At 61.9% G+C, this 24,720-nt stretch carries 21 protein-coding genes and 1 riboswitch; of the genes, 5 read left to right on the top strand and 16 right to left on the bottom strand.

Annotated elements, in window-relative coordinates; genetic code table 11:
- Window positions 1–401: 401 nt before the first annotated feature.
- Both MRX98_RS05135 and MRX98_RS05130 read right to left on the bottom strand, forming a co-directional pair.
- Entirely contained in the window at window positions 402–1,328 is a 927-nt protein-coding gene (locus MRX98_RS05135) for a GGDEF domain-containing protein (RefSeq protein WP_246903645.1), read from the bottom strand.
- Window positions 1,325–5,131, bottom strand: coding sequence for a PAS domain S-box protein (locus MRX98_RS05130; protein ID WP_246903643.1), 3,807 nt, complete (start codon window positions 5,129–5,131; stop codon window positions 1,325–1,327). The genes MRX98_RS05135 and MRX98_RS05130 overlap by 4 nt, the downstream gene beginning before the upstream one ends.
- Between MRX98_RS05130 and MRX98_RS05125 the strand changes: the two genes are divergently transcribed.
- Window positions 5,103–5,945: a Kazal-type serine protease inhibitor family protein gene (locus MRX98_RS05125; protein ID WP_246903641.1), complete on the top strand. Its 843-nt coding sequence runs from the start codon at window positions 5,103–5,105 to the stop codon at window positions 5,943–5,945. The genes MRX98_RS05130 and MRX98_RS05125 overlap by 29 nt on opposite strands.
- Window positions 5,946–6,102: 157 nt before the next feature.
- Window positions 6,103–7,119, top strand: a complete 1,017-nt coding sequence (locus tag MRX98_RS05120) for a class I fructose-bisphosphate aldolase (protein ID WP_246903639.1) — start codon at window positions 6,103–6,105, stop codon at window positions 7,117–7,119.
- 42 nt (window positions 7,120–7,161) lie between these two features.
- Here MRX98_RS05120 and cobK read toward each other — a convergent pair whose 3' ends face one another.
- The 12 genes from cobK to MRX98_RS05060 all read right to left on the bottom strand — a co-directional run bounded on the left by cobK (window position 7,162) and on the right by MRX98_RS05060 (window position 20,588).
- Complete coding sequence (gene cobK, locus MRX98_RS05115; RefSeq protein ID WP_246903638.1) at window positions 7,162–7,947, bottom strand: precorrin-6A reductase; 786 nt, start codon at window positions 7,945–7,947, stop codon at window positions 7,162–7,164.
- Window positions 7,914–8,603, bottom strand: coding sequence for a precorrin-3B C(17)-methyltransferase (cobJ, locus tag MRX98_RS05110; RefSeq protein WP_246903934.1), 690 nt, complete (start codon window positions 8,601–8,603; stop codon window positions 7,914–7,916). The genes cobK and cobJ overlap by 34 nt, the downstream gene beginning before the upstream one ends.
- Before the next feature lie 29 nt (window positions 8,604–8,632).
- Window positions 8,633–9,400 carry a cobalamin biosynthesis protein gene (locus MRX98_RS05105; protein WP_246903637.1) on the bottom strand — a complete coding sequence of 256 codons (768 nt, stop codon included), beginning with the start codon at window positions 9,398–9,400 and terminating at the stop codon, window positions 8,633–8,635.
- Window positions 9,397–10,152 carry a precorrin-4 C(11)-methyltransferase gene (gene cobM, locus MRX98_RS05100; RefSeq protein ID WP_246903636.1) on the bottom strand — a complete coding sequence of 252 codons (756 nt, stop codon included), beginning with the start codon at window positions 10,150–10,152 and terminating at the stop codon, window positions 9,397–9,399. Before cobM ends, MRX98_RS05105 begins: the two co-directional genes overlap by 4 nt.
- Window positions 10,149–10,877 carry a precorrin-2 C(20)-methyltransferase gene (gene cobI / locus MRX98_RS05095; protein ID WP_246903635.1) on the bottom strand — a complete coding sequence of 243 codons (729 nt, stop codon included), beginning with the start codon at window positions 10,875–10,877 and terminating at the stop codon, window positions 10,149–10,151. Before cobI ends, cobM begins: the two co-directional genes overlap by 4 nt.
- Window positions 10,874–11,524 carry a precorrin-6y C5,15-methyltransferase (decarboxylating) subunit CbiE gene (gene cbiE / locus MRX98_RS05090; RefSeq protein WP_246903932.1) on the bottom strand — a complete coding sequence of 217 codons (651 nt, stop codon included), beginning with the start codon at window positions 11,522–11,524 and terminating at the stop codon, window positions 10,874–10,876. Before cbiE ends, cobI begins: the two co-directional genes overlap by 4 nt.
- 92 nt (window positions 11,525–11,616) lie before the next feature.
- Window positions 11,617–12,708 carry a cobalt-precorrin-5B (C(1))-methyltransferase CbiD gene (gene cbiD, locus MRX98_RS05085; RefSeq protein WP_246903633.1) on the bottom strand — a complete coding sequence of 364 codons (1,092 nt, stop codon included), beginning with the start codon at window positions 12,706–12,708 and terminating at the stop codon, window positions 11,617–11,619.
- A 214-nt stretch (window positions 12,709–12,922) separates the two neighbouring features.
- Window positions 12,923–14,119: a precorrin-8X methylmutase gene (locus MRX98_RS05080; protein ID WP_246903632.1), complete on the bottom strand. Its 1,197-nt coding sequence runs from the start codon at window positions 14,117–14,119 to the stop codon at window positions 12,923–12,925.
- A gap of 404 nt (window positions 14,120–14,523) precedes the next feature.
- The gene (locus tag MRX98_RS05075) at window positions 14,524–15,918 is read right to left on the bottom strand and encodes a cobyrinic acid a,c-diamide synthase CobB (protein ID WP_246903631.1); all 1,395 of its coding nucleotides are present in this window, start codon (window positions 15,916–15,918) and stop codon (window positions 14,524–14,526) included.
- Window positions 15,915–16,877 carry an adenosylcobinamide-phosphate synthase CbiB gene (gene cbiB, locus MRX98_RS05070; protein WP_246903627.1) on the bottom strand — a complete coding sequence of 321 codons (963 nt, stop codon included), beginning with the start codon at window positions 16,875–16,877 and terminating at the stop codon, window positions 15,915–15,917. The genes MRX98_RS05075 and cbiB overlap by 4 nt, the downstream gene beginning before the upstream one ends.
- Complete coding sequence (locus MRX98_RS05065) at window positions 16,878–19,469, bottom strand: cobyric acid synthase (protein WP_246903625.1); 2,592 nt, start codon at window positions 19,467–19,469, stop codon at window positions 16,878–16,880.
- 193 nt (window positions 19,470–19,662) lie between these two features.
- A riboswitch (cobalamin riboswitch) is annotated at window positions 19,663–19,845 on the bottom strand.
- A gap of 68 nt (window positions 19,846–19,913) precedes the next feature.
- The gene (locus tag MRX98_RS05060) at window positions 19,914–20,588 is read right to left on the bottom strand and encodes a class I SAM-dependent methyltransferase (RefSeq protein ID WP_246903623.1); all 675 of its coding nucleotides are present in this window, start codon (window positions 20,586–20,588) and stop codon (window positions 19,914–19,916) included.
- 639 nt (window positions 20,589–21,227) lie between these two features.
- Here MRX98_RS05060 and MRX98_RS05055 point away from each other — a divergent pair.
- The 3 genes from MRX98_RS05055 to MRX98_RS05045 all read left to right on the top strand — a co-directional run bounded on the left by MRX98_RS05055 (window position 21,228) and on the right by MRX98_RS05045 (window position 22,657).
- On the top strand, window positions 21,228–21,689 hold the full coding sequence (locus MRX98_RS05055) for an Hsp20/alpha crystallin family protein (protein ID WP_246903621.1): 462 nt from the start codon (window positions 21,228–21,230) through the stop codon (window positions 21,687–21,689).
- 25 nt (window positions 21,690–21,714) lie between these two features.
- The gene (locus MRX98_RS05050; protein ID WP_246903617.1) at window positions 21,715–22,119 is read left to right on the top strand and encodes an Hsp20/alpha crystallin family protein; all 405 of its coding nucleotides are present in this window, start codon (window positions 21,715–21,717) and stop codon (window positions 22,117–22,119) included.
- 124 nt (window positions 22,120–22,243) lie between these two features.
- A complete protein-coding gene (locus MRX98_RS05045; protein WP_246903615.1) occupies window positions 22,244–22,657 on the top strand; it encodes a J domain-containing protein in 414 nt (137 codons plus the stop codon).
- A 178-nt stretch (window positions 22,658–22,835) separates the two neighbouring features.
- Here the strand turns inward: MRX98_RS05045 and MRX98_RS05040 are convergent, their stop codons facing one another.
- Together MRX98_RS05040 and MRX98_RS05035 are read right to left on the bottom strand one after the other, a co-directional pair.
- On the bottom strand, window positions 22,836–23,756 hold the full coding sequence (locus tag MRX98_RS05040; protein WP_246903613.1) for a zinc-dependent alcohol dehydrogenase: 921 nt from the start codon (window positions 23,754–23,756) through the stop codon (window positions 22,836–22,838).
- A 60-nt stretch (window positions 23,757–23,816) separates the two neighbouring features.
- Window positions 23,817–24,488 (bottom strand): lysoplasmalogenase, encoded by a 672-nt coding sequence (locus MRX98_RS05035; protein ID WP_246903610.1) that lies wholly within the window; start codon window positions 24,486–24,488, stop codon window positions 23,817–23,819.
- Window positions 24,489–24,720 lie beyond the last annotated feature (232 nt).

Below are 24,720 nucleotides of genomic sequence, written 5' to 3'. Positions count from 1 at the left end.
GTTGCCTTTGTCGAAGGCGCGGCGCCTCTCCTTTGCACCCGCTTGGTGCCGGCGGCCGCTTTCCTTGTACCTTTGCCTCGACCTTTATGCGCCAAATCAAAGCTCCCTTGACCGTTCGTCCCTCATCGCCATTCATCCGGGTGATGCCGCTTGCAACCATCACCGCATCATCACTCATCCACCACCTGCAAGGCAGCTGCACCGCACCCCTGAATGAAAACCCCTACAACCTCACAATGAACCGCAAACGTACAATTCCGAAGTGGACACTCAACATGGAATCAAAACGCTTGTCAAGGCGTTGACGGGTCACGCTGCGCATACAACCCTATCGAAAACCGTGACCGCCTTGACAGGGGAATGGGTGATGGAAGTAACGGCACTGCAAACGCGATTACTGATCAGGTGGTGCAGGCGTGAACCAGATTGCGCCCCTGCTGCTTGGCTCTGTAGAGAGCCTGATCGGCGCATTGCAGCAGGGCCGCCACATCGGATTTCGGGGATTGCCCGCCGGAGCTGGCCACGCCGCAACTGAGGGTTACAACAGGTTGTGTCGGCGACTGGTCGTGAGGTATCGCGGCCGCTTCAACCATGGACCGCATTTGCTCGGCGACATAGCGAGCGCCGTTTGGGTCGGTGTCCGGCAAAAGCGCCACGAATTCTTCTCCGCCATACCGGGCAACCATATCCATGGGTCTTTTGAGCGTCGTTTTCAGAAGCATCGCAACCCTGCGCAGACAGTCATCGCCCGCGCCGTGGCCGTAGTGATCGTTGTACGATTTAAAATGGTCGATATCCATCATGATGACCGACAAGCATTTGTCGCCCCGGTTGGCGCGCGACCATTCGGCCTGTATGCGATCTTCAAAATGGCGACGGTTGGGAATCCGGGTCAGGCCATCCTGATTGGAAAGGCTCTCAAGCAGATCGGTCTTGATCTTAAGCTCGATATGATTGCGCACCCGCGCACGTACGATAGCAGGGTGAAAGGGCTTTGATATATAGTCCACCGCTCCGAGGCGCAGTCCTTTTTCTTCGTCTTCCGCGGCGTCGCGCGCCGTTACGAAGATGACGGCGATGGCATTGGCTTTCTCATTCGCCTTGAGTCGCCGACAGACTTCGTAGCCGTCGATGCCGGGCATCTCGATATCGAGCAAAACGAGAACCGGGGGGTGGTCGCCCGTTGACAGCGCCAGTGCCTTGGCGCCGTTGTTGGCAACCAAAACACGGTAGTCGTCCTTGAGCAATTTCGACAAGACCATCAAATTGGAACGCTGATCATCGACCACCAAGATGGTCGCTTTTTCCTGCAATGCCAAATCACTCACCCTAATTGTTCTCCCGTTTGCTGCGCCAGCTCCATGAGCTTTTCAGCCGCCGGATCCGTATCATAATTTTCAACCAACTCGAAAAGCGTTGCCGATGCCCCCTGCCCTATGCGGGCGTCGATATAATCGCACACCATTTCGAGCAAACCTTCCTCGACATACTCGCTGTTTTGGAGCACGCGCAAAAGATTTTGCATTGCCCGTCGGCCTTCATCCGGACCGACATGGCGCGGGTCGGCAGACAGCGGCGGCAAATCCGCCAATCGAGTTTTGACGTCCTGCATGGCGGCGCGAAATTCCATGCGAACATCTTCCGGGATCGGCCGGTTCTTATTGAAAAGGTCATGGATGGCGGTTGTAATTGTGAACAGCCGTTGGTGTCCGACTGTCCCGGCTATGCCTTTGAGCGCGTGAATCAGGCGGGACGCTTCACCGTCATGCGGTTGATCGAGCAGATCCGCAAGCAAGGAGAATTCTCCGTCAAGTTGCCGTTGGAAGTGCCTCAGCAAGCGTTGATAAAACGCCTCGTCACCATCGGCCGAGCGAAGCCCGCGAGCGAAATCGAATCCTTCCACGGTCCCGGAGGGCACGGCGTTGGTACCGCTTGCCCTGAAGTTTGCCTGCGTTTGCGTGACGTCGCCTTTCAAGTATTCAGCCAACACCCGGTACAGTTCATTTTCATCAATCGGTTTGGCCAGATGCGCATTCATCCCGACCCCGTGGGACTTGCGCCGGTCTTCCTCCATGGCCGCCGCCGACAACGCCACTATCGGCAAGTGCGGGAATTCGGCGCGGATGTGTCGGGTTGCCTCAAAGCCATCCATCCCCGGCATCTGAAGATCCATCAGGATCAAGTCGCAGGGCTGTTCCTGAACGCGCCGCACGGCTGCGACCCCGTTTTCGACCACCGCCACTGCCGCGCCGGTCTTGTCCAGCCAATGCCTTGCCACCTCCTGGTTGAGCGCGTTATCCTCCACGAGCAAAATAGTGTACCCGCCCAGATCGGGGATATCTGCTTTGGCCGGCCCTGCAGCAACCGCCGTCTGCGATATGGCGCGGAAGGCGCGCCCGGAATCCGCATTGCGCGAAACAGGCAAATCCAATTCAAAGGAAAAGACGCTCCCGGCTCCGGGCGTTGACGCAACCGCAATCTTTCCGCCCATTTGTTCAACCAGTTTGCTGCTGATCGACAGACCCAACCCGGTGCCGCCGTATTTGCGGGTCGTCGAACTGTCCGCCTGCGCAAACGGTTTGAAAAGCCGTTTGATCTGGGTTTTGTTCATCCCGATGCCCGTGTCCGATATGGCAAACCGCAGCCGGACGCGTTCCGCATTGCCGGATTGCCGCGTAATATCGAGTGCGACACGCCCCTTTTGGGTGAATTTGACGGCGTTTCCCAACAAATTGGCCAAAACCTGCCCCAAGCGCAACGCGTCGCCCACCAGCAGGGTCGGAATCTCCGGCGATACCCGAAAACGCAGTTCAAGCCCTTTGTCGATGGCGGCCGAATCGAAAAGACTCTTCATCTGGTTGATCAATTGACCCAGATGGAAATGGGAAGCATCCAGTTCAAGTTTTCCCGCCTCGATTTTGGAAAGATCCAGAGTGTCGTTGATAATAGCCGTCAACATACGCGACGAGAGAATGATTTTGTTGAGATGGTCCCTCTGGCGTTCATCCAGGGACGTTTCCAAAAGCAGCTTGCTCAAGCCGATAACGGCATTCATGGGCGTGCGGATTTCGTGACTCATGTTGGCCAGAAATTCGCTTTTGGCCAGATTGGCAAGCTTGGCTTGCCTCGCCATCGTGCGCGCCCGCTCGGTTGCTTTCTCCAACCGCCGGTTGGCGGACATCAGCTCTGTTTCGATATTCCTGCGCACGGTAACGTCGCGGGCGACGGCATAGATAAGGTTGCCCTGCGGCCTCGAACGCCATTCAATCCAGCGGTAAGCGCCATTCTTGGCACGATACCGGTTTTCAAAACTCAGCACATCCTTTTGCGCCTCAAGATCGGCAATGGCGGCAAGTGTCGCCGCAAGGTCATCCGGATGGACAAAATCCAGGAAAACCCGTCCTTCCAGATCCTCGGGGCGGTATCCGAGAATTTTGCCCCACTCCGGATTGACGCGCAAAAATCGACCACTGGTGTCGGCAATGCACAAAAGGTCGAGACTTGAGGTGAAGTAGCGGTCCAGCTCTTCACTTTTGGCGCGAAGCGCCGAGAGCGCCGCTTCCTTTTCCCGCTCGATCTTTTTTTGTTCAGTGATGTCGCGATGGCTTCCCATAAATTTCAATGGGCGTCCGTCCGCAGCCCATGAAATGCAGGCACCGCGCGCCCAATACCAACGCCAAAGGCCTGTTTTGGTTTTCATGAGGTACTGGAACTCGTAATACTTGCTTCGCCCTTGCGTATAGGCCGTAAGCGCTTCTTCAAAAACGTGGACACTGTCCTTGTGGATATGGTCGGCAAACCATTGAAAATTGAATCCCGGATCGCCGTCTTCAAACCCGATGGAACGCAGCATGCCGTCGCTGAACGTCAGGCGGTTGGTTGCGACATCCCATTCCCATAAACCTTCGTCGGTGGCCGCCATCAGGAGATCCAAACGCGCCTCGCGATCCCGTAGGGAAGCGATGGCCTGCTCCCGCTCCTCTTCCGCCCGTTTGCGATCGGTGATATCCATGAATGTCGCCGCAAACCGCTGTTCGCCAATGCTATATGCGTTGACGATAAAATGGCGCTTGAGCACTTCGGAATACTGCTCGAAGCAGACACTTTCTCCGGTCTCAACGACCCGGCCGTAAATTTCAATAAAGGGAGTGTTTTCTATGCCGGGCATCACCTCGGTGGCCCGGCGCCCGATAACGTCGGAAGCCTTCAACCCCGTGTGGGTTTCAAAAGCCGGATTCGCCGAAAGAAAAATGTAATCGACGGGATTGCCTGCGGCATCGAACACCAATTTGTGAAGCGCGATGGCCGATACGGCATGGTCCACCAAAAGGCGGTATCTTTCCTCGCTGTCTTGCAGCAGGTCTTCCGTCTTTTTCAGAGACAACAAATCGCGGGCCACATGCACGCTGCCCAATAGATCGCCTGCCGGCCCGCGCAATGGTGTGGTGGTGATATCGTAGATGCCGCCCAGACCCGGTTCTGAAACTTCCCGGCAGACGGCCTTCCCGGTTTTCATCGTTTGTGCATGGGGGCAATAATCCGGCGGCGCCGCGAGACCGTGCACCACTTCATAGCAACGGAGGCCGCGCACATCATCCGCTTTTCGATTCAGGCAAGCGGCCATCGCCCGGTTGGCCCGCAGAATTCGATGATCCGTATCGATCAACGCAATCAATTCCGGCAAGGCATCAAAGGTGTTCTGCCAAATATCCGCCGGGTGCTCCTGCGCCTCGGATGAACCGTGAATTTCATTCGCCGGGTCGCGGCGCTCCAGCTCTTCGATGAGCGCCTTCTTGGTTTTTCGATCATATCGGCCCATGGCGTGCTCCGGTGAAAAAACAATGATATTTTTTAATTTTCGGCATTTTTGCATCCGAACTTGAGCATCTTTTCGGCGCTGTCTCATTATAGGCCCGGGCATGCGCAAATCGTGGGCGATCTTCAGGCCTTGATGGTTGTGCCATCTTCTACAGCGACTTGACATTCCATCCGTTGTCTTGTCATAGTTGAGGTGATTCAATCGTTCCACACGCTCAGGCTTCGCGTTCCAGAAAAAACACAGCGATTCACCCAACCCCTTTCCGAGAAAGGAGGCCCCGCCCATGTTTCTCAGAACCGTATCCGCGGCCATCGTCGTCTTGCTGGTCTGCGCTTGTCAACCGGCGGATGAATTTCAATTGGAGGAGCTGTTCCGCCTGCAGTACCAGGAGACCAAAATCAACAAAGGGGAAAACATCCGCATCCGCTTCAACGCGGTGCTCAGCGACCGGCGATGCCCCATCGAACAAAACTGCCTTGTGCCCGGCACGGCCGAATTGCAACTGGTGTTCTGGAAAGGCGCGCGCCGGGAATCCTTTGTATTGCAGGCCGGTGCCGGCATCCAAATCCACCCGGTGGCCGGCTATACGGTTGTTTTGCATGATCTGTTCCCGCCCTATTCGCTGCGGAATCCACCCGGCAAAAAGGACTACGTGGCGGTCCTGCAGGTGTTGCAGGGGACCGATTCCTGCATTGACAACACCGATTGCGACACCCGCGACGCCTTTTGTCGCAAGGCACCGGGAGAATGCGCCGCCGTGGGGCAATGCGCTCCCAGGCCGGAGATTTGCCCCCACGTGTGGGATCCGGTGTGCGGCTGCGACGGCCGAACTTACGGCAATGCCTGCGTCGCCGCATCCAACGGCGTCAATGTCGATTACAAAGGAGAATGTGCGCCGCAATATTGCTGGCACAACGATCAGTGCGGCGCCGAGGCATACTGCTTTTTCAGGGAGTGCGCTCTGGAGACGGGTGTTTGCCAACCCCGTCCGCAGGTAAGCGATTGCCCGCGCCTGTGGGAGCCGGTGTGCGGATGTGACGGCGAAACCTACGCCAACCGTTGCATCGCCGCTGCCAGGGGGGCATCCATTGATTATCCCGGCGAGTGCAAAAACAGGTCCCGGTAACACACACAAATCAGAAAACCGCTATCGTGGCCCATGCTGCTCAAGTTGTTTTTAGGGGGTGCCGCCCTTGACAGGGGCGAGATGGTGTCGAGTGTCTGATACATAACCAAGATGCGATCCGCTTGCGATTTCTCTAATCTCAAAAAGGAGGCTTTCCATGGACAAAGAACGCCTTGCGAAAATTGCCAACGCCATTGTCGCTCCGGGCAAGGGTATCCTGGCCGCCGATGAGAGTTCGCCGACCATAAAAAAGCGTTTCGACACCATCGATGTGGCATCGACCGAGGAGAACCGGCGTGCCTATCGCGATCTGCTGTTCACAACCGAGGGCGTAGAGGCGTTCATCAGCGGCGTGATCCTTTTCGACGAGACCATGCGACAGACGTCAAACAACGGCACCCCCTTTCCTCAACTGCTGGAACGCAAAAACATCCTGCCCGGCATCAAAGTGGACAAGGGGGCCAAAGCGTTGGCTGGTTTTGATGGCGAAAAGGTCACTGAAGGGCTGGACGGCCTGCGCGAACGTCTGGGCGAATATGCGGCAATGGGGGCCCGATTCGCCAAGTGGCGGGCCGTGATCACCATCGGCGAGGGCATTCCCACCCGCTATTGCATGGATGCCAACGCCCATGCCCTGGCACGCTATGCCGCTTTGTGCCAGGAGGCGGGAATCGTGCCCATTGTGGAACCGGAAGTGCTGATGAACGGCGACCACGACATCAGCCGCTGCCGCGACGCCACCGCCGCCACCCTCAAACGGCTCTATGAAGCCCTGTTCGAGCACTGTGTCTACCTGGAGGGCACGCTCTTGAAACCCAATATGGTGATCTCGGGTATGGATTGCCCCCGGCAGGCCGGCGCCGAAGAGATCGCCGAAGCCACGGTGGGTTGTTTCCGGCAGGTGGTGCCGGCGGCCGTGCCCGGCATCGTGTTTCTCTCGGGCGGCCAATCTCCGGTGCAAGCAACAGAAAACCTGAATGCCATCAATGCGTTGGGAAAACAGCCGTGGGCGTTGAGCTTCTCCTACGGACGGGCACTGCAGGAGCACACGCTCAAGGCCTGGCAGGGCGAGAGCGCCAATGTCGAAGCCGCCCAACGCGCATTCTTCCACCGTGCCAAGTGCAACAGCGCCGCGCGCAGAGGCGAATACACGCCGGCCATGGAAGAAACGTAAATCCGGGCAATTCCTTGCAACGGCCGCCCGCCAATGAATTGCTCAAAGTTTTGTTTTGCTGAGCAACGCGTCAATGGAATGGACCGCGCCGGGCTCGGCGGGTGGCCGATCCACGAGAACAACGACACAATGGTTGCTGCGGGCGGCGGCGATTTTGGCCGTCAGGCCGCCGGCCGCCCCGCTCTCTTTGGTGACCAGCACGCCGATGCCGTGCCGGCGGATCAGATCGCCGGTCTGCTGTTCGCTGAACGGTCCCCGGCCGGTGATGATCCGGTCGGGACGCAAACCGGCCTCCCGGCAGGCGGCGATGGAGGCGGGGTGGTCCAATACCCTTGCCCATAAGGGCAGATCATGGGACCGGGCCGCGGCGCTGTAAAGGTGGACATGGCGCGATCCGACGGTGAGCAGGATCGACTTGCGCGGCGCGCAGGCCAATACGGCCGCTCGACTGTGATCGGCGGCGTGCCGGAGGTCGATCCCTTGCAGGTCGACATCCACCGCCGGCCGTTCGAAGCGCAAACAAGGCACGCCGGCGGCCCGACAGGCATCCCGTGCATTGGCGGTGGCGTTGCCGGCATAGGGATGGGTGGCATCCACCACGCAAGCGATGGCGTGGCGCCGGATCAAAGCCACCATGCCATCCTTGTCCAACGGTCCACTGCGGCACCGCACCCCTGGAGGCAGCGGATCCCGCAGGGGCGCATCGGTGGCGCTGGAGAGCAACACGGCATGGCCCTGCGCCACCAGGGCCATGGCGATGGGCACGGCTTCGCTGGTACCGCCCAACAACAGGATCACAGCCGGTAGCCCCGGGGCGTCACCAGCCATTGACGGTCGATTCTGGTTTGGCTGTTGCCCACGATCACGATGCTGCGCATGTTGACCTCCTCGGCAAGCAGGCGGCCCAGGTTGCTCAAACAGATCGTTTCGTCGGGCGTCCCCACGGCCGTGCCGATACCCACCGGGGTGCTCTCCGGGCGGTGCCGCCGGAAGATGGCAACGGCCGTTTCCAGCTGCTGCACCCGCTTCTTGGAGCGCGGGTTGTACAACGCGGTGACCATATCGGCGGCGGCCACGGCTTCCAGGCGGCGCTGGATCATCTCCCAGGGCACCAACAGATCACTGAGGCTGATGACGGCGTAGTCGAGCATCAGGGGGGCGCCCAGGCGGCCCGCGGCGGCATTGGCGGCGGACACGCCGGGCACGAATTCGATGCTCAGCTCCGGCGCGATCTCGGCGGCCAGCTCGATGGTCAGGCCGGCCATGCCGTACACCCCCGGATCGCCGGAGGAGACCAGGCTTACTTCTTCGCCTTGCAGGGCGCGTTCGATGGCGGCCCGGCAGCGGACCACCTCGCGGGTCATGCCTGAGCCGATGATCTTCTTGCCGTCGGTCAAATCGGCGATCAGCTCCAGATAGCGGTGATAGCCAACCACCACAGTGCTGCGGGCGATAACCTGTTCGGCGCGACGGGTGCGGTCCAGGGGACCGCCCGGACCGATGCCGACGACGGTTACTCTTCCCGGGCGACGGCCACGGTCACTTGATTGTGTATGATGCGGGGCAGTATTAATCGGGTCCTCCTTCCCGCCAGAAGGGCCGCCGGTTCGGCGACGCCGGGCAGGTTTACTTTTTCTTTCACCAAGGCCTGTTCGTTGAACGGCTGAGTACAGTTCCGAATCGCTTCGGAGGCGATCAGGCGCAGCGGCAGTTTCAGTTGGCGGGCCGCGGCCGCCAGGCCGGGTTCGTCGGCCTTGATGTCGGCACTGGCCAGGTAGCGCACCTGGGTCAGATCCGTGCCGGCCCGGGCCAACCCCACCCGCACCGCCGCCGCGATAGCTTCGGCCGAACATCCGCGACGGCAGCCCACGCCCACGATGATCCGCTTCTCCGCTTCGGTGGTGGTGGTCACCACCGGCTCGGCGCCCAGGATATTGGCCACGGTCAGGGCCAGGTCGTTGGCGCCGCCTTCGTGGCCGCTGAGCAGGCTGATGGCGTGGCGCGCGCCCACATCCAGCACCACCACCGCCGGATCGCTGTACTTGTCCTGGAGACAGGGAGCGATGGCCCGCACCGCAACCCCGCAGGGGCCGATGAAAACGATGCCGTCGACCGTCGCAAACAGTCGGGCCAGCAGGTCGGCGGAACGTTCAAAACGCTCGGCGTCGGCGGGCGCCGGCGCCACCGCGCTGTGAATATAGAGCGCGCTGCCGGCCATTCGCCGGTGCAGGGTGGCGGCCAACTCCGCACCGGTCGCCGAAAGGGTCACCAGGGCGATCATGATGTCCGCCCCTCGCGCGCGCCGTGGCTGAAATCGGCATCGTAGAGCCGGGAGCAGGCCGGCTGGACGGGCGCCGGCCGCACCAGAATCAAGGCCGTCTTGGTGATGCCGGCCGCGCGGGTTTTGGCGGCGATGTCGGCCAGGGTGCCCCGCACGATCCGCTCGTCGGGCCATGAGGCGCGATAGACCACCGCCGCCGGACAGTCGCGGCCGTAGTGGGCCGCCAGGGTGGCGGCCGTCTCCGCGATGGTGTGGGCCGACAGGTAAAGGCACAAAGTGGCCCCCGAACGGCCGAACCGCGCCAGGGTTTCACCGGCGGGCATGGGGGTGCGACCCGGCGTGCGGGTCAACACCACGCTCTGGGTGGTTTCGGGCAATGTCAGTTCCCAGCCCAGGGTCGCCGCGGCGGCTTGAAAGGCGCTGACCCCCGGCACCACCTCGTAAACCATGCCGTGGCGCTCCAGGGCGGCCATCTGCTCCGCCGTGGCGCTGTAGAGGGAGGGATCGCCGGTGTGCAACCGCACCACGTCCTGATCCGCGTCCCTGGCCTGCAACATGATGGCGATGGTCTCCTCCAGGGTGAGACCGGCGGAATTATAAGACCGGGCCGCCGCCGGCAACAGCGCCAACACCATCGGACTGACCAGGGAGCCGGCGTAGATGCACACCTGGGCCCGGCGCAGCAGCCGCTCGGCCTTGCGGGTCAACAGATCGGGATCTCCCGGCCCCGCGCCGACAAAATAGACTTTCATGACACCCCTCCCCGTTGCGGGCTCACCAGGATGGTGGACAGATAGCCGAACCCCTCGCCCCGCCCCCGCAATGCGCGCAGATCGGTGGATACCACTTCGTCGGCCATGCCCGCATGGGCCACGAAGACCCCGGCGTCCAGGGCCTCGTGCCGTTCGAGCAGATCCAGCACGGCGTCCAGCCGCTTGCCGATTTTCATCAGTATCACGGTCCCCGGCCCGGCCAGGGCCCTGTCCACGGCGCTGAGATCGTCGGCCGTGGGCACGATGGTCACCGGCATCTTGCCCTCCCCCACCGGAAATTCGGTGGCCGCGGCCACGGCACTGAAGGCGGTGATACCCGGCACGGTGACGACAACGGCGCCGGGCAGCACCTGCCGCAAGGTACGCACCAGGTAGATGTAGGTGGAGTAGAGAAAAGCGTCGCCCAAGGTGACGAAACAGGCGTCTTCGCCCTGTTCGAGCACCGCCGCCACCTGCCGTGCCGATTCGCGCCAGCGGCTTTCCAATTCGGTCGGGTCGGTGACCATGGGAAAAAGCACCGCGTGAATCACGGTGTCCGGCGACAAATGCTTGCGCACGATGCCCAGGGCAACGCTGTCGGCGGCCTGCCGGGCCTTGGGCACAAAAAGGTGGCGGCAGCGGCCCAGCAGCCGGGCGCCCTTGACGGTGATCAGATCCGGGTCGCCCGGACCGATGCCGATGCCGTATAAGGTTCCGAGGGTCATGTAAGCAGTTCCTTTCCTAAAAAAAGCACAATGGTACGGGAGGCCAGCGGCCCTTGCACACTGCTGCCCGGCGCGAGAATGCGAACACGCTCGCCCGGCAAGGTCAGATCTTCGCACACCACCGGCGTGTAGGCATCTCCCAGCCGGGCGCCCAAACGCACGATCCACGCCAGGGCCTCCCGGTGGCCCCCCAGCACGGCAATCTTTTGCCGATCAGACAGGGCCTCGATGTCCGCCTCCGGCAAGGCGTGATGGGCGTCGACAATGGCTGCATCCAGCCAGTCCACCCCCACGGCGGCGAAAGCAGCCTGCACCGCGCTCACCCCGGGTATCACCCGGCAGGACGCCCGGCCGAACCGCCGCAGCACCGGCCGCGCCAGGCTGCACAGCCCCGGATCGCCGCTGACCAACACCGCCACGGCGTGCCGCCGCCGGTGGCGCTCGATCTGCGCCAATGTTTCGGCGACATCGCTGCCGAACACCACCCGCGCCTGGCCCGCCGCCGCGTGCAGCGCCAGCAACTGCGCGCTGCCGACCAGCACCGCGGCCGACCGGATGGCGTCCTGTCCCGCCGCGGTCAAATATTCAGGGGCACCCGGCCCGCAGCCGACGATGGCAATCGGCAATGGATCGGCATCAGGTATCATATCCACATCGCTTCTCCCGCCCGACCTTACAAGCAGCAAGATTAAAATAAAATGCGGTTATGCGCAAAGCCCAAGTAAGACTGGAAGCGGGCTCAAGCACCCTCCGCGGCCTTCGGCGATTGCCGCGGACGCCATCTTTGCCACTGACCGACCGCCCCCAACAACCCGCCCTTCATATCCACCAACACCACCGCCACCGGCCACCGGGCGCCGATCTTCTCCGCCACGGCCGCAGCCACGGCGGCGGCCACCGCCTCGGCCGCCCGGCGGCGTTCATGCGGCGCCAGAGCGCCGAAGACGCCTTCGGTGGTGGGGCTGTCGGGCAGCGGCGCCGCCAGCAACGGTTGCGCGATACGCCGCACCGCCGCCACCGGGCTGGTGGAACGGGCGGAGTGGGTGTCCCACTGGCCGTCGGCCAACTTGGCCAACTTGCCCGGATGGCCGAATAACAGCAAGCGCTCGAAGGGGTAGCGCACCAGACGCCCAAGCACAAATCCCCATTCGTTGCCCACCTCGAGGACCTGTTCGGGGGTGGTTTGCAAATGGCAACGGGCCGCCTGTTCACCGATATGACCCGGCACCAGCACCGGGGCACGCACCCCGCAAGCCCATGCCACATCCAGGGTGCACACTAAAGCGGAGCGCAGCGCGGCGCAGCTGAAGGGGCGCACCCGGCCGGTGGTGCCCAGCACCGACAGGCCGTTCTCAATCCCCAGACGGGGATTGAAGGTCTTGGCAGCCAGTTGGCGACCGCCGGCAATGCCGATGGTGACCTGCACCGGCCGGTCGCTCACCTCCGCCAGTGCGCGGCGGATCATGCGGCGGGGGCCGGAGTTGATGGCCGGCTCGCCCGGCGCGATGGACAAACCCGGCTTGGTCACCGTACCCACTCCCTCGCCGGCACGAAACACCATCTCTGCGCCATTGGTCCAGCACACGTGGGCGGTTACCAAGGCGCCGTGGGTCACATCGGGATCGTCCCCCGCGTCCTTGACCACCCCGGCCTCCGCCCCCCCGGCGGTGGCCCGCACAAAGGCCAGGGGCAAGGTGTGCCGGCGGCCGCCGGGAAAAGTCAGGCACACAACAGGCGGCGGTTCGGCGATCCCGCAAAGCACCTGCAAAGCCGCCTTGGCGGCGGCGGCGGCACAGGCGCCGGTCGTGTATCCCCAGCGATGCTCAGCCATTGTGCCCCGTCGTCCCTCCCCCCGCCGGTAGAATACCCTCGGCGATGTGCATGGCATGGGCCCGACCCGGCGCAAGCCACCCCGCCGCCGGCAGCATCACCGTCATTGACGGCCAAGGCTTCCTGACAACACTTCGCATACCAAGTCCTCCTTTTCCGACAAACGCCAAGCGGCGCAACAGCGCACCCCACCAAGGCACACCTTGTCCAACCATTTAAGACTGCTTTGACTTCCACCGCTGCGCCTCTTCCGGCGGCATGGCCACGAAGGCGCACTGTCCGGGCGGCACTGGATAATCGTCCTCCTCCGGCAGTCGCAACTGCCGCACATCCGCCAATCCCCGGGACTGGGCGATGCGCCGTTCGACCAACTCCACCAGCAACGGGTCGAAACCCAGGTTGGGGCCGAACACCAGCCCGACATCGGGATGCTGCGCTGCTGCCGCCTGCATCATGGCCGGAATATCCAGACGAATGTGCAGTCCATCGTGCAGGAAATAGGGCAGCACCAGCACCTGCCGCGCCCCCTGCCGCACCATGGCCGTGAAGGTTTCCTCGAAATGGGGACCCAAGCGCGACATGTTGCAGCAGGCCACCCGGGGGTAACGTCCGGCTTCTTGCAGTGCCGCCGCCACCCGCTGCATGGACTGACCCGCATCCGGCACGCGGCTGCCGTGGCCCAAAAGAATCACGGCATCGAAATCGTCCGCCGCCGCAGCCGCATCGCAGGCCGCTTCGGTCCGCTCCGCCTCCGCCAGGACGCACAACGCATGGATCACACTCACCGCCAGGGGGCTGCCCCCCCGCCGGCCACGGACCACGATCCAGGGCAGGTCCAGCCCCATCAACTCCTCCTTGCTCTCCACCACATGCACGAATCCCACCGGCATGCCGATCACCAGGGCCGGCCGCACCCCCTCCTCGATGATCATGCGGTTTAGCTCCAGCAATGCCGTGGGCGAATTGCCCACGGCCACGATGGCCCCGTCCAGCATCCCGCGCGCTTTGCGGATGGCGGCCACGGCCCGCGGCAGACCGCTCTCCCGCGCCGCCGCGGCCACGTCCGGATCGGCGACATGACAGTGAATCCGGGTCCGATCGTATCCCTGATTAACGGCCCGCAGACGCACCGTGGAAATACCGGAACGGATCATCTGCGCATCGGTATAGATCGGCCGCCCCTCGCCAAGGGCCTTGCAACCGGCCGTGACGGCATCGTCGGAAAACCGCACCGCCTCGATCAACCCGAAATCGGCCGTGGTGTGAATCATGCGCCGCACCACCGGCCACTGTGCAGCAGTAAAATCATGCGCCGGCGCCTCACGGTCGATGGCATCAAAGGAGTGCTGTTCTATGGTTGGGCCATCGATAGGGTGAAACAGAAGATTGTGGATCAAGGGTTTGGGGGGCATGGGAGTTCCTTTATTGAGTTTAAAGTTTTAAGTTTAAAGTTTTAAGTGTAAAGTTAAGGTATTCTGCCGATTAGAGGGTGGATGAATATGTTGTGTGTGGGTCCATGACGCTCACGCGATGAAAGGTGCCAAAGTCTCATTCTCCTGCCTTTGGTGCCATGAAATACCGTTGGATATGTCTTCCAATGCTGAAACAGTGGGCTTCATGGCAGTATTGCGCATCTCCGATATCCACTACAACCCTGTCCCTTATGGATAACCACACCGCTTGTTGGCTGCGCAGGATATTATCACCACGCCACTCCTTTACTCCCCTGCTACCTGACACTTATGGCAAGTCGCCCTTCAACATCATCATCTCCCCCCACACCACATATAAATGATAGAATTCATTGCTTTAAACTTTATACTTTAAACTTTAAACTATCTACAAACCTCTCCACCACCCCATCACTTCCCCCCCAATGCAAATGCACATAACTGGCCAACACATTCCCCCTCCCATAGCCTTCCAGCCAGCCGGACGGGTTGCTGCGACCGGTCAGATGATAGGCGTGATGCCAACCGGGCGCTTCGGCCGGATCGTTGAGCAGTTCGGAGTAGTGAAAGGCGTGGCCGCGCAGGGTGTCGCCGGCCTTGCCCCAAAGGGTGTCCCGGCGCAGGGTGACGTTAACGTAGCCGAGGTGCCGCTTGCGCCGGCGCATGCGGGTGTCGGCCGGTAACACGGCCGCCAGGCGATGCCGGCGGCCGTCCAGGGTTTCGAGGGAGCGGGACAGATAGATCAGTCCGCCGCACTCGGCATAGACCGGTCGCCCGGCACCGGCAAAGGCGCGTATGCTTTCGAGCATGGCGCCGTTGGCGGCCAATTGGTCGGCGTACAGTTCGGGATAACCGCCGCCGATGTATAGGGCATCGGCATCGACGGGCACCTGATGGTCCAGCAACGGTGAGAAGTAACGAATGGCGCAACCGCGCGATTCGAGAATTTCCAACAGGTCGGGGTAGTAAAAGTGAAAGGCCGCATCCCGCGCCACCGCCAGGCATGGATGGGCATCGGACACCGTTCGGTGAAAAGGGTCGGTGGCCGGGGTCAGGGGCGCCGCACCGGCGGCCATGGCGATGATGCCCGCCATGTCCATGTGTGCTTCGGCCGCGTCGGCAAAACGGTCCAATAGAGCAGTGTCGCAATTGGTTTGTGGATCCGCGGAAACCAGCCCCAAGTGCCGGCGCGGGATTTCCGGCAAACCGTTGCGGGGCAGCGCACCCAGCAAGGCCGGTTGGCAAGCCGCGACCAAGGCTTGCCGCAGAATGTCGGCATGCCCCGCGGAACCGCAAAAATTGGCGATCACTCCGCCGATGGCCACCCCTTTTTCGAACCCCGCATACCCGGCCACCAAGGCGGCGATGCTGCGCGCCATGCCGTGGACATTGACCGCCAGAAGCACCGGCGCCCGCAGCCAGCAGGCGATCTGGGCCGTACTGCCGTCCGGGCCGTCGGGACGGGCGCCGTCGAACAGTCCCATCACCCCTTCGATCACGGCGATGTCGGCATCGGCGGCGGCGCGGGCGAACAGTGCCGCCACGTAGGCCCGGCCGCACATCCAACCATCCAGGTTGTAACAGGGTCGGCCCGATGCAATGGCCAGGTAGGTGGGGTCGAGGAAATCGGGCCCGACCTTGAAGGTCTGCACCTTGAGCCCGCGTCGCACCAGGGCCGCCACCAGCGCCAGGGTCAGACTGGTCTTGCCGCTGCCGCTCTGGGCGCCGGCCACCAGGAGACGGGGCACATGGACGCTCATGATCCACCTCCCGCCCGCCAGGCGATTGTGACGACGGTGCCCAGCAAAGCCCCCACCAATGTGGTGCGGACCATCAATGCCACGGCCGCCGCGATGTGGCCGTGATCCGGCGACGGCCCCGGATCGCCCATCACGGGCATCTCCTGGCGGACCCCCGCGCGCATCACTGCACCACCCAACTGCACCCCCAGGGCGGCGGCAAAGGCCGCTTCGGGATAGCCGGCGTTGGGACTGGCATGCGCGCGGCTGTCCCGCCGACCGATGTGCAGCACGCGGCGGGCGGATCCGCCATCGCAGGCGGCGGCCAGGGCGATGCACAACAGGCCCAGGCGGGCGGGCAGAAAGTTGGCCGCGTCATCCAGACGGGCCGAGGCCCAACCGAACAGACGGTAGCGCGCGTTTCGATAACCGAAGGTGGAATCCAGGGTGCTGGCCGCCTTATATCCCCAAGCCCCCACGGGGCCGAAACAGAAAGCGAAGAAAAGGGGGGCCAGCACGCCATCCACCGTGTTCTCGGCCACGCTCTCCACCGTGGCGCGGCTGACGCCGGCCGCATCCAGCGCATCGGTGTCGCGGCCCACCAGCCATGCCACCCGCTGCCGGGCGGTGATTGTATCACCCGCCATCAATGGGCGCGCCACGGCCAGGGCGTGGTCGGCCAGGTCGCGGGCCGCAAAAGCGAAATAGAACAGCAGGATCGAAAACAAATCGCCGGCCAGGGGTGAAAGGCGCCGGGCCACAAGCAGTAATAGACCAGTGAGGGCCATGGTCCCCGCCACCACCAGAAAAGCCACCACCGCCCCGGCCAAGCGCGGCGATGGGATCCAGCGCCGTGCCGGCCCTTCCAGCGCCAGAGCGGTTCGGCCGATGAAGCGCACCGGGTGGGGCCACCGGCGGGCATCGCCCAGGCAGCCGTCCAGGGCCAAGGCCAACCAAATCTGCAGCAGCGGATCGATCATCTATTGCAGCCCCATGCATCGGTAAATCGCGGCCACGTCAAGGTTGGCGCGCACAATGGCGGCCAGCCGATCCAGGGCCGGTTCGATATCGTAGTGGGCCTGCACCTTGCCCAGCGGTACCAGACCGCGGTGTTGGCGCAGGTCGTCGATGAACCAACGGCGGAATCCGTCATTGTCGAACAGCCCGTGCAGATAGGTACCGAAAATGCGGCCGCCGAAGCCGTCGAAGCCCACCGCGGCGCCGTCCTCCCGCACCACGGCCGGCGCCGCGCCGTCGCCCACGGTCTGACCGTGATGGATCTCGTAGCCCTGAAGGGACAACCCGGAAGCCACATGGCGGGCCCGAACGAGACGCAAGGTCTTTTCCGACGCCAATACGGTATCGACCGGCAGCAGCCCCAACCCCTGAATCGGCGCCGGGCCGCCGGACGATTCCAAGGCAAAGGGATCGCCGATGGTGCGGCCCAGCATCTGCAAACCGCCGCAGATGCCCACAAGGGTCGTGTCGCCCGCCCGGACCAGTTCCAGCAAGCGCCCCGCCATTCCGTTGTCCTGCAGGTGGCGCAGATCGCCCGGCACATTCTTGCTGCCCGGCAGAATCACCGCGTCGGCAGCCGCCAAATCGGCTGCGCTGCGCACGATGCGCAGCTGCACGTCCGGCTCGATGCGCAGGGAATCGATGTCGGTGAAGTTGGAAATGTGGGGCAAATCCACCACGGCAATGGTCACCCCATCCACGTCCCGCCGATCAGCTGGATCTTGCGCCCCGCATTTGAAACTGACCGAATCCTCCTCCGGCAGCCCCAGGTCGGGGATGTAAGGCACCACCCCGAAGGTGGGCAAGCCGGTGTGGCGGGCGGTGCGGTCCATGGCGTCCCCCAACAGCGCCTGTTGGCCCCGGAAACGGTTGATCACGAATCCGGCGGTCATGCGCCGCTCCGCCTCGCTGAGCAGCTCCATGGTGCCCACGAAGGCGGCGAACACGCCCCCCCGATCGATATCGCCCACCAGCAGCACCGGTGCTTGCGCATGCCGGGCCATGGCCATGTTGACGATGTCGTGGTGCTTGAGGTTCACCTCGGCTGGGCTGCCGGCCCCTTCCAGCACCATCACGTCGCTCTCGGCGGCCAGGGCATCGTAGGCCTCCCGCACCGCCGTAAAGGCTTGGGGCTTGTAGTCGATGTAGCGCCCCACATCCATGTTGCCCACCGGGCGGCCCATGACGATCACCTGGGCGCCCGTGGCTGAGTTGGGCTTGAGCAGCACCGGGTTCATGCGAACATCGGGGTCCAGGCGGCAGGCTTGGGCCTGCACCACCTGGGCACGTCCCATTTCGCCGCCATCCCGGGTCACAAAAGAGTTCAACGACATGTTCTGGGCCTTGAACGGCGTCACCCGGTAGCCATCTTGCAGCAGAATGCGGCAAAAGGCAGCGGTGAGCACGCTCTTGCCCGCATTGGAGGAAACCCCCTGAAACATCACCGCCGGTGCGGGACGCACCCGGCGCCGAACCGGGACGGGCCGCTCCGCCGGGCCGAGCACCTCGGACAGCAGCGCCAGCAACCTTTCGTTCTCCGCATCGGTACGAACCGCCACCCGGAAATAGTAACGGTCCAAACCCGCATAGTTGTCACACACACGAATGGCGAGACGCCGCTGCAGCAGTGCCTTTGCCAGATCGCGGGCATCCATGCCGCCGCGCGCCATGCGCACCAGCAGGTAGTTGGCCGCCGACGGCAGCGGCCGCAAACCCGGCAACGCCGCCAACCCTACCTGCAGTGCCGCCCGCAGCCGGGCGACCGCCGCGCGGCTGCGCGCGGCATAATCCGTTTCCGTCACCAACGCCGCGCCGACCGCTTGGGCCAGGGAACCCACCGACCAGGGCGGCAACTGCTCGTTCAAACGTCGCGCCACCGCTTCGGCTGCCACAGCGTAGCCCAACCGGATGCCGGGAATCGCATAGAACTTGGTCATGGAGCGCAACACCACCACATTGGGCCGGCCACAGCGGATCAGGGATGGGTCGTCACCCGCGAAGTCGACGAACGCCTCGTCCACCACAAACCAGGTGTCCGGGAAACGGTCAGCCAGGGCCACCAATTCCGCCCCATCACACAGAACGCCCGCTGGATTGGAGGGCCGGCCGATCACCACCATCTCATCGCCCCGCAACCGATCCGCCAAGGCATCCCAATCCATGGCAAAGCCCCGGTCCGCCGCCAATGGCACCGTCTCCACCACCACCCCGGCCCTTTCGGCGGCAACCCCGTAATCGATGTAGCCCGGCACCGGCAAAACAGCCCGGCGCACCCCCAGGGCCCGCGGCAAAGCGTAAATCAATTCCGTCGAACCATTGCCCGGCACCACCTCGTCCGGCCCGATCCCGAACCGCCCCGCGACGGACTCGCGCAACGCCTGGCACAAAGGATCGGGATAGTGCACCACCTCCCCCAAATGAGCGGCCACCACCCCCCGCAACCCCTCCGGGGGACCCAATGGGTTCATATTGGCGCTGAAATCCAGCAGCTCCTCCACAGCGCACCCGGCCGCCGCCGCCAACGCCCTGACATACCCACCATGCGCAAAACCCATCACCACCACCCCAATAGGGGACGTTCATGAAAATATGAAAATAATTGGATCTCATCTCATAAATTCATATTTTCATGAACGTCCCCTAATTGTGTTAGGCCAAAAAAATCCCCGAGCCTTTTTATCAAGGCTCGGGGATACCGTTTTTTATCCCTTTGTCGCTTGGCCGACCCCCTTTCCACGAGGGGCGGAGCTGTTGTTGAGTGTGCCAGCAGGTCTTCCGGCTTCCGGATCGTTCTACTTGCCGCGCCTTCCCATCCTCTCGGACAGTGGCGTTGTTGCGGCGTTTGTCCCCGGTTACGGCGGCGGGACCGCGACGGCTTCGCACCGTCTTCCCTTTGAAGGCCCATGGGCCACTTGCACTGACGGTGCACGTACAATGGGGGCTGGCGGGATGTCAAGCCTTTTTCAGGGAAATGGCTGGGCCGTCGCCGCCGGCGAATTTCAACCGGTGGCGGATGGGGGGGGCGACTTCTTTGGACCGGTACCGTTCTCGGGGTTGGCCACGATCATGCGGTACTCGCCCTTGAACCACTCTTTTTTGATCAGCCTGTCCTTGACCACCGTGACCCCTTTTTCCTGCAACAGATTGTAAAACGCATCTTCGTAGGTGATGCGGCCGAAATCGATGGTGGTCAGGTAGTTGAGCTTGGGCTTGATGAATTCGATCAATCGCAGCTTCTCTTTGAACAAGGTCTGGAAAAAGACCAATTGCCCTTGCGGTTTGAGCCAATTTTTAATGCGGTCGAGCACCAACCGTTGATCTTCGAAAAGCATGAAACTCATGCTGAACAGAATGTAGTCGAAATAGGGCCGCGCCGGTGGCTCATATTGTTCGATGGGGGCATTCTGAATCTGGATATGATCTTCCAGATTGAAGCATTCGATGTAACCGTTACACTGATTCAAGTAGGTCTTGTTGATGTCGATACCGATAATGCTCAATTCCTTTTCGCGAATCAGCTGGTGAAAATGCTTCATCATGATCCCGTTACCGATGCCGACATCCAGTATGGTGGCACCCGGGTGGAAGTAGGAAAGGCAGTTCCGATAGCACCAGCTCGTGATATCGTCGAAGATGAGTGCGTAGATCTGATTTCTGACGGATATGCCGCTCAAGAGGACCAACCTTTCATTCCGTGGGACGCAGCCGCATGTCGCAGCGCCGGTTCACATCGGCTCCATATCAATCATCTCCACCGATCTTTGTCAATATCAGCGAAACCTGGGGGCGGGGATGGGCACCTCCCGATCCGCCCAAAAAACTTACGATCAGGGGTTGCCCCCCTCTTGACAGAACGGCGCCTCTCATTACTTTTTCAACAAAACCGATTTCCTCATGTATCCAGGTACCAAGATTTGCCTTTTTGGGCTGCCCATCGCGGCGAATAGGAGGTGAAGCTATGGTGTTTTGGGCATCGATCCCCTTCCTGAACAGTTGAACCGCGGACACCGCCGGGGTGAATGACAACCTCCGGGGAGTTGACCTGCGACGCGCTGTCGGTCTTTGCGGCCGTCGCAGACGAATGAGGCTTCGCCCGGCCCGCGAAATATAAAAAACTTGAGGCAGCGTAGGATGGATAGCAACAAATGGATCCCCTGGAACGGGTTCAAGAAAGAAGAGGCGGCGGATGCCAGCATAGCATTGCCGCACCGGGAGGTGAAGCACATTGCGGTCCAAACCGAAGCGTGACCCGTTTTGCGGGTTGGCTGCTGAAGAAACACAATCCAAACACATGCAGAAAGGAGGAGGACACCATGATTGCACGCAGCTTGTTCGATCAACCCAATCGCTTTTGGCGAAATCCCTTCGGGGAGATGGAGCGCATGCGCAGGGAGATGGACCTGCTGACCAATGCCGTTTTCGGTCAAGCCGGATACCGTCCGTTGGGGTCGGGGGTATTCCCGGCGGTCAATCTGACCGAAGACGCGAACAACTACTATGCCCGTGCCGAACTGCCCGGCATGGCCGCCGAGGACCTGAACGTTCAATTGACCGGACGCAACCTCGCGATCTCCGGTGAGCGCAAGATCCCTACCGAAGGAGAGGACGTGCGCTATCACCGCCGTGAGCGGAAAGCGGGACGGTTCTCGAAAATCATCGCCTTGCCGGGTGAGACCGATGGGGACAATATCCAGGCCAAGATGTCCAACGGCGTCCTGACCATCACCCTACCCAAAACGCAAGCGGCCAAGCCCAAGCAGATCACTGTCCAATAAAGCCGATTGAAAGGAGGAATGAACCATGGCGGAATCCAAAGAGCTGCAAGTCAAAGAGAAGCAGGAGATGACCACCCCCGCCGAGCAAACCCGACCCGGCTTGATCTTCACCCCGGCCGTGGATATTTTCGAGACCGACCACGAGATCACCCTGCTGGCCGATATGCCGGGTGTAACGCCGGATAAAATGACCATCGATCTGCATGACGGGGTGCTGACGTTCACGGGGGATGTAATACCTTGGGAAAACCCCGACGAAAAGGATGTTCTGATCGAATTCGAAATCGGAAAGTATCACCGGCAGTTCGCTCTGTCGGAAGCCATTGACCAGGACAAGATACAAGCCAAGCTCGCTGACGGCGTGCTGCGCTTGACCCTTCCCAAGGCGGAAAAGGCGCGACCGCGCAAAATCACCGTGAACGCCGGTTGAAGTACATAACAAAAGCGATGCATGGGCGGCATTGTTCAAACCCAAGCCGGCCCATGCATCCATTGGCTTTTTGTGTTGTCAGCACTACTTGAAATCAGGATCCGGACAGTGGCATAATCGCACCATGGGCAAGAGCTATTTCACCATACTCGGTGTAGCCGCCGACGCCTCCGCGGAGGAGATCCGATCCGCCTACCGCCGCTTGGCCAAGGCATACCACCCGGACCACTTTTCCGGCGGCAGCGAACCTTTTCGCGAAATTCAGGAAGCTTATGCCGTGCTGGGCGACAGCGCCAAGCGCCAAGCCTATCGTCATCGGCTGGCGGCCCAACAGCGCAACTTGCGACCGGAACCCCCACGACAGGCGGCATACCGAACCTACGCCCAGCGGCCCGGAACACCCGAACCGCTCATCCCGACCCGGCCGTCCGGCCCCGTGGGCCCAGCCCCGATCCGCGGCGCCCGCAGGACCGACCCCTCCCTCGACGCACTTCTGGGGTGGCTTTTCGGTTTCCCCTTCGGGCCCGGCCGCTTTTAGGGCTCATGCGTAAATAGATGCGGCTATGCACAATGCCCAAATGAGATTGGCAGCCGGCGAACGCAGCATCGGGATCGCAATCGATTCGGTTCCGTTTTGCGCTTCGGTTCGACGATATTTCGATAGCGATCCCGATTCCGCTTTCGATTTCCAACTTCAGATATCCCTGCACCCGCCGTCAGAAAGCGACCACGATCTTGATGACCCCTTCCTGCCTGGCGGCCAGCGTCTCGAAACCGGACGTAACGATCCCCTCCAGCGGGATGGTGTGGGTGATGACGTTTTCAGGCGCGATGGTTCCGGCCTCCAGCCACGACATGGCCAAGGGCACATCGATGGCATTGGTGCCCATCATGGTGGTCTCGCGGGAGACGAAGCCGAGCATGTGCATGGGCACCTTTTCGGTGAAAATCCCCTGAACGATCACCGTGCCCTGATAACGCACCGAGGAGAGACAATCTTTGAGCGCTGCCGCCACGCCCACCGCTTCGATGGCCACATCCACGCCCCGCCCCCCGGTCAACGCCTTGATGTTTGCACCGCTTTTGACACGGGTCGGGTCCCACACCCGGGCGGCGCCCAACACCTCCGCCTTGCGGCGACGATCAGCCAGCACATCGGTCATGAAAACGGTTTCCACCCCCATGGCCTTGAGCCCTTGCAACAGCATCAGGCCCACGGTGCCCGCGCCGGCCACAAGCACCGTGTCATCGGGTTTCACCCCGCCGCGACTGATGGCGTAGGCCGCACCCGAAAAGGGCTCCAGCACCACAGCCCGTTGCCAGGTCATGTCGTCTGGTATTTTGATCAGCCGCGCCACGGGGCAGACCAGGTACTCGGCAAAGGCACCCGGGCTGACCGCGCAAACCCGATCCCCCACGGCAAGCCCGTCCACCCCCTGACCCATGGCGCAGATGGTGCCGCAGGCCTCGTGCCCGAAGGGGCTCTCGGGAAAAGGACCGTGCAGGTACTCGTGCAGATCCGAGCCGCAAATGCCGCAGGAGTGGATCTTGACCTTCACCTCGCCCGCTGCCGGCTCGGGTTCCGGCACCTCTTCCACGCGCACATCCCGAATGCCGTAATAGACTGCTTTTTTCATTTTCGGTTCGCCATCCTTTCATTTGATCCAGGCAGTCGCTTGGCAGCCCGCCCGCCACCGTCATCCCGCCGCGCGGCGCCCCCAAATGGAACGGGCGGCGACGACAATCAGATACTGGGCCAGAAAATAGAGACTGATGTTGACCAGGCGGCCATTGGGAATGGCCACCAGAAATTTGTTCACCGCCAGCACCACATCCGATAAAATGAACAGCAGTGCGCCCCAAAAGAGCAGCCGGCTGCCGGCGGGCACCAGGTAGGCACCGATGCTCATGGCCACAATCACAGCGATGTAGAGCACCACCGGCGGATAGAGTCCGGGCTCGATCCCCCTGAACAGCCACATCATGAACCCGGCAAACACCACCAGGCCGGCGATGACCGCCAGGCCGGCCCCATCGGGTCGGCTGGCGTAGCGGAAAAAGAGACCCGTATAAAACAGATGCCCCGTCAGGAAAGCCGCCAAACCGAAAACGAAGAAATCCTCCCCGGGCAGATCCAGCAGGAAATCGCCGCAGGCCGAACCGATCAAGGCACCCGCCAGGGCGACGCGCGGCAGGCCGCTCATTTCCCGCAGCACCAGGACCGCCAAGGTGCTTACCGGCACCGCCTTGAGCAACGACCTCCCGATACCGGGCACCCCCAGGGCCAGCAGCACCAGAAAAACCAAACCAGCGGCCACAAAGATCAGGGTGTAGCCCTTCAAATAATAGGCGTTACGCGGCATAGGCATGCTATCTCCTTCGTTGGCAACCGACGGCGACAACCGGTTTCCTGGGGCCGATGCGCCACCGATCCGGAATGGACGCCGGAGAAAGCCGACGGTGACGGCGGCGCCCGGTTCGGTGCAAGGCGTCTTCAGTGATTGAACGCAAGTCAAGATACCAAAATGGATGCCGGGGTCAAGACGATATTCCATCCATAGGTTGTGGTTTGCTGTCATGCGTAATTAAGATAGTTTAAAG

Origin of the sequence: Desulfatitalea alkaliphila, assembly GCF_022968795.1 — a bacterium.
Taxonomy (GTDB): Bacteria; Desulfobacterota; Desulfobacteria; order Desulfobacterales; family Desulfosarcinaceae; genus Desulfatitalea; species Desulfatitalea alkaliphila.
The sequence above is the reverse complement of the archived record's forward strand: the minus strand, read 5'-3'. Positions and strand labels throughout refer to the sequence as shown.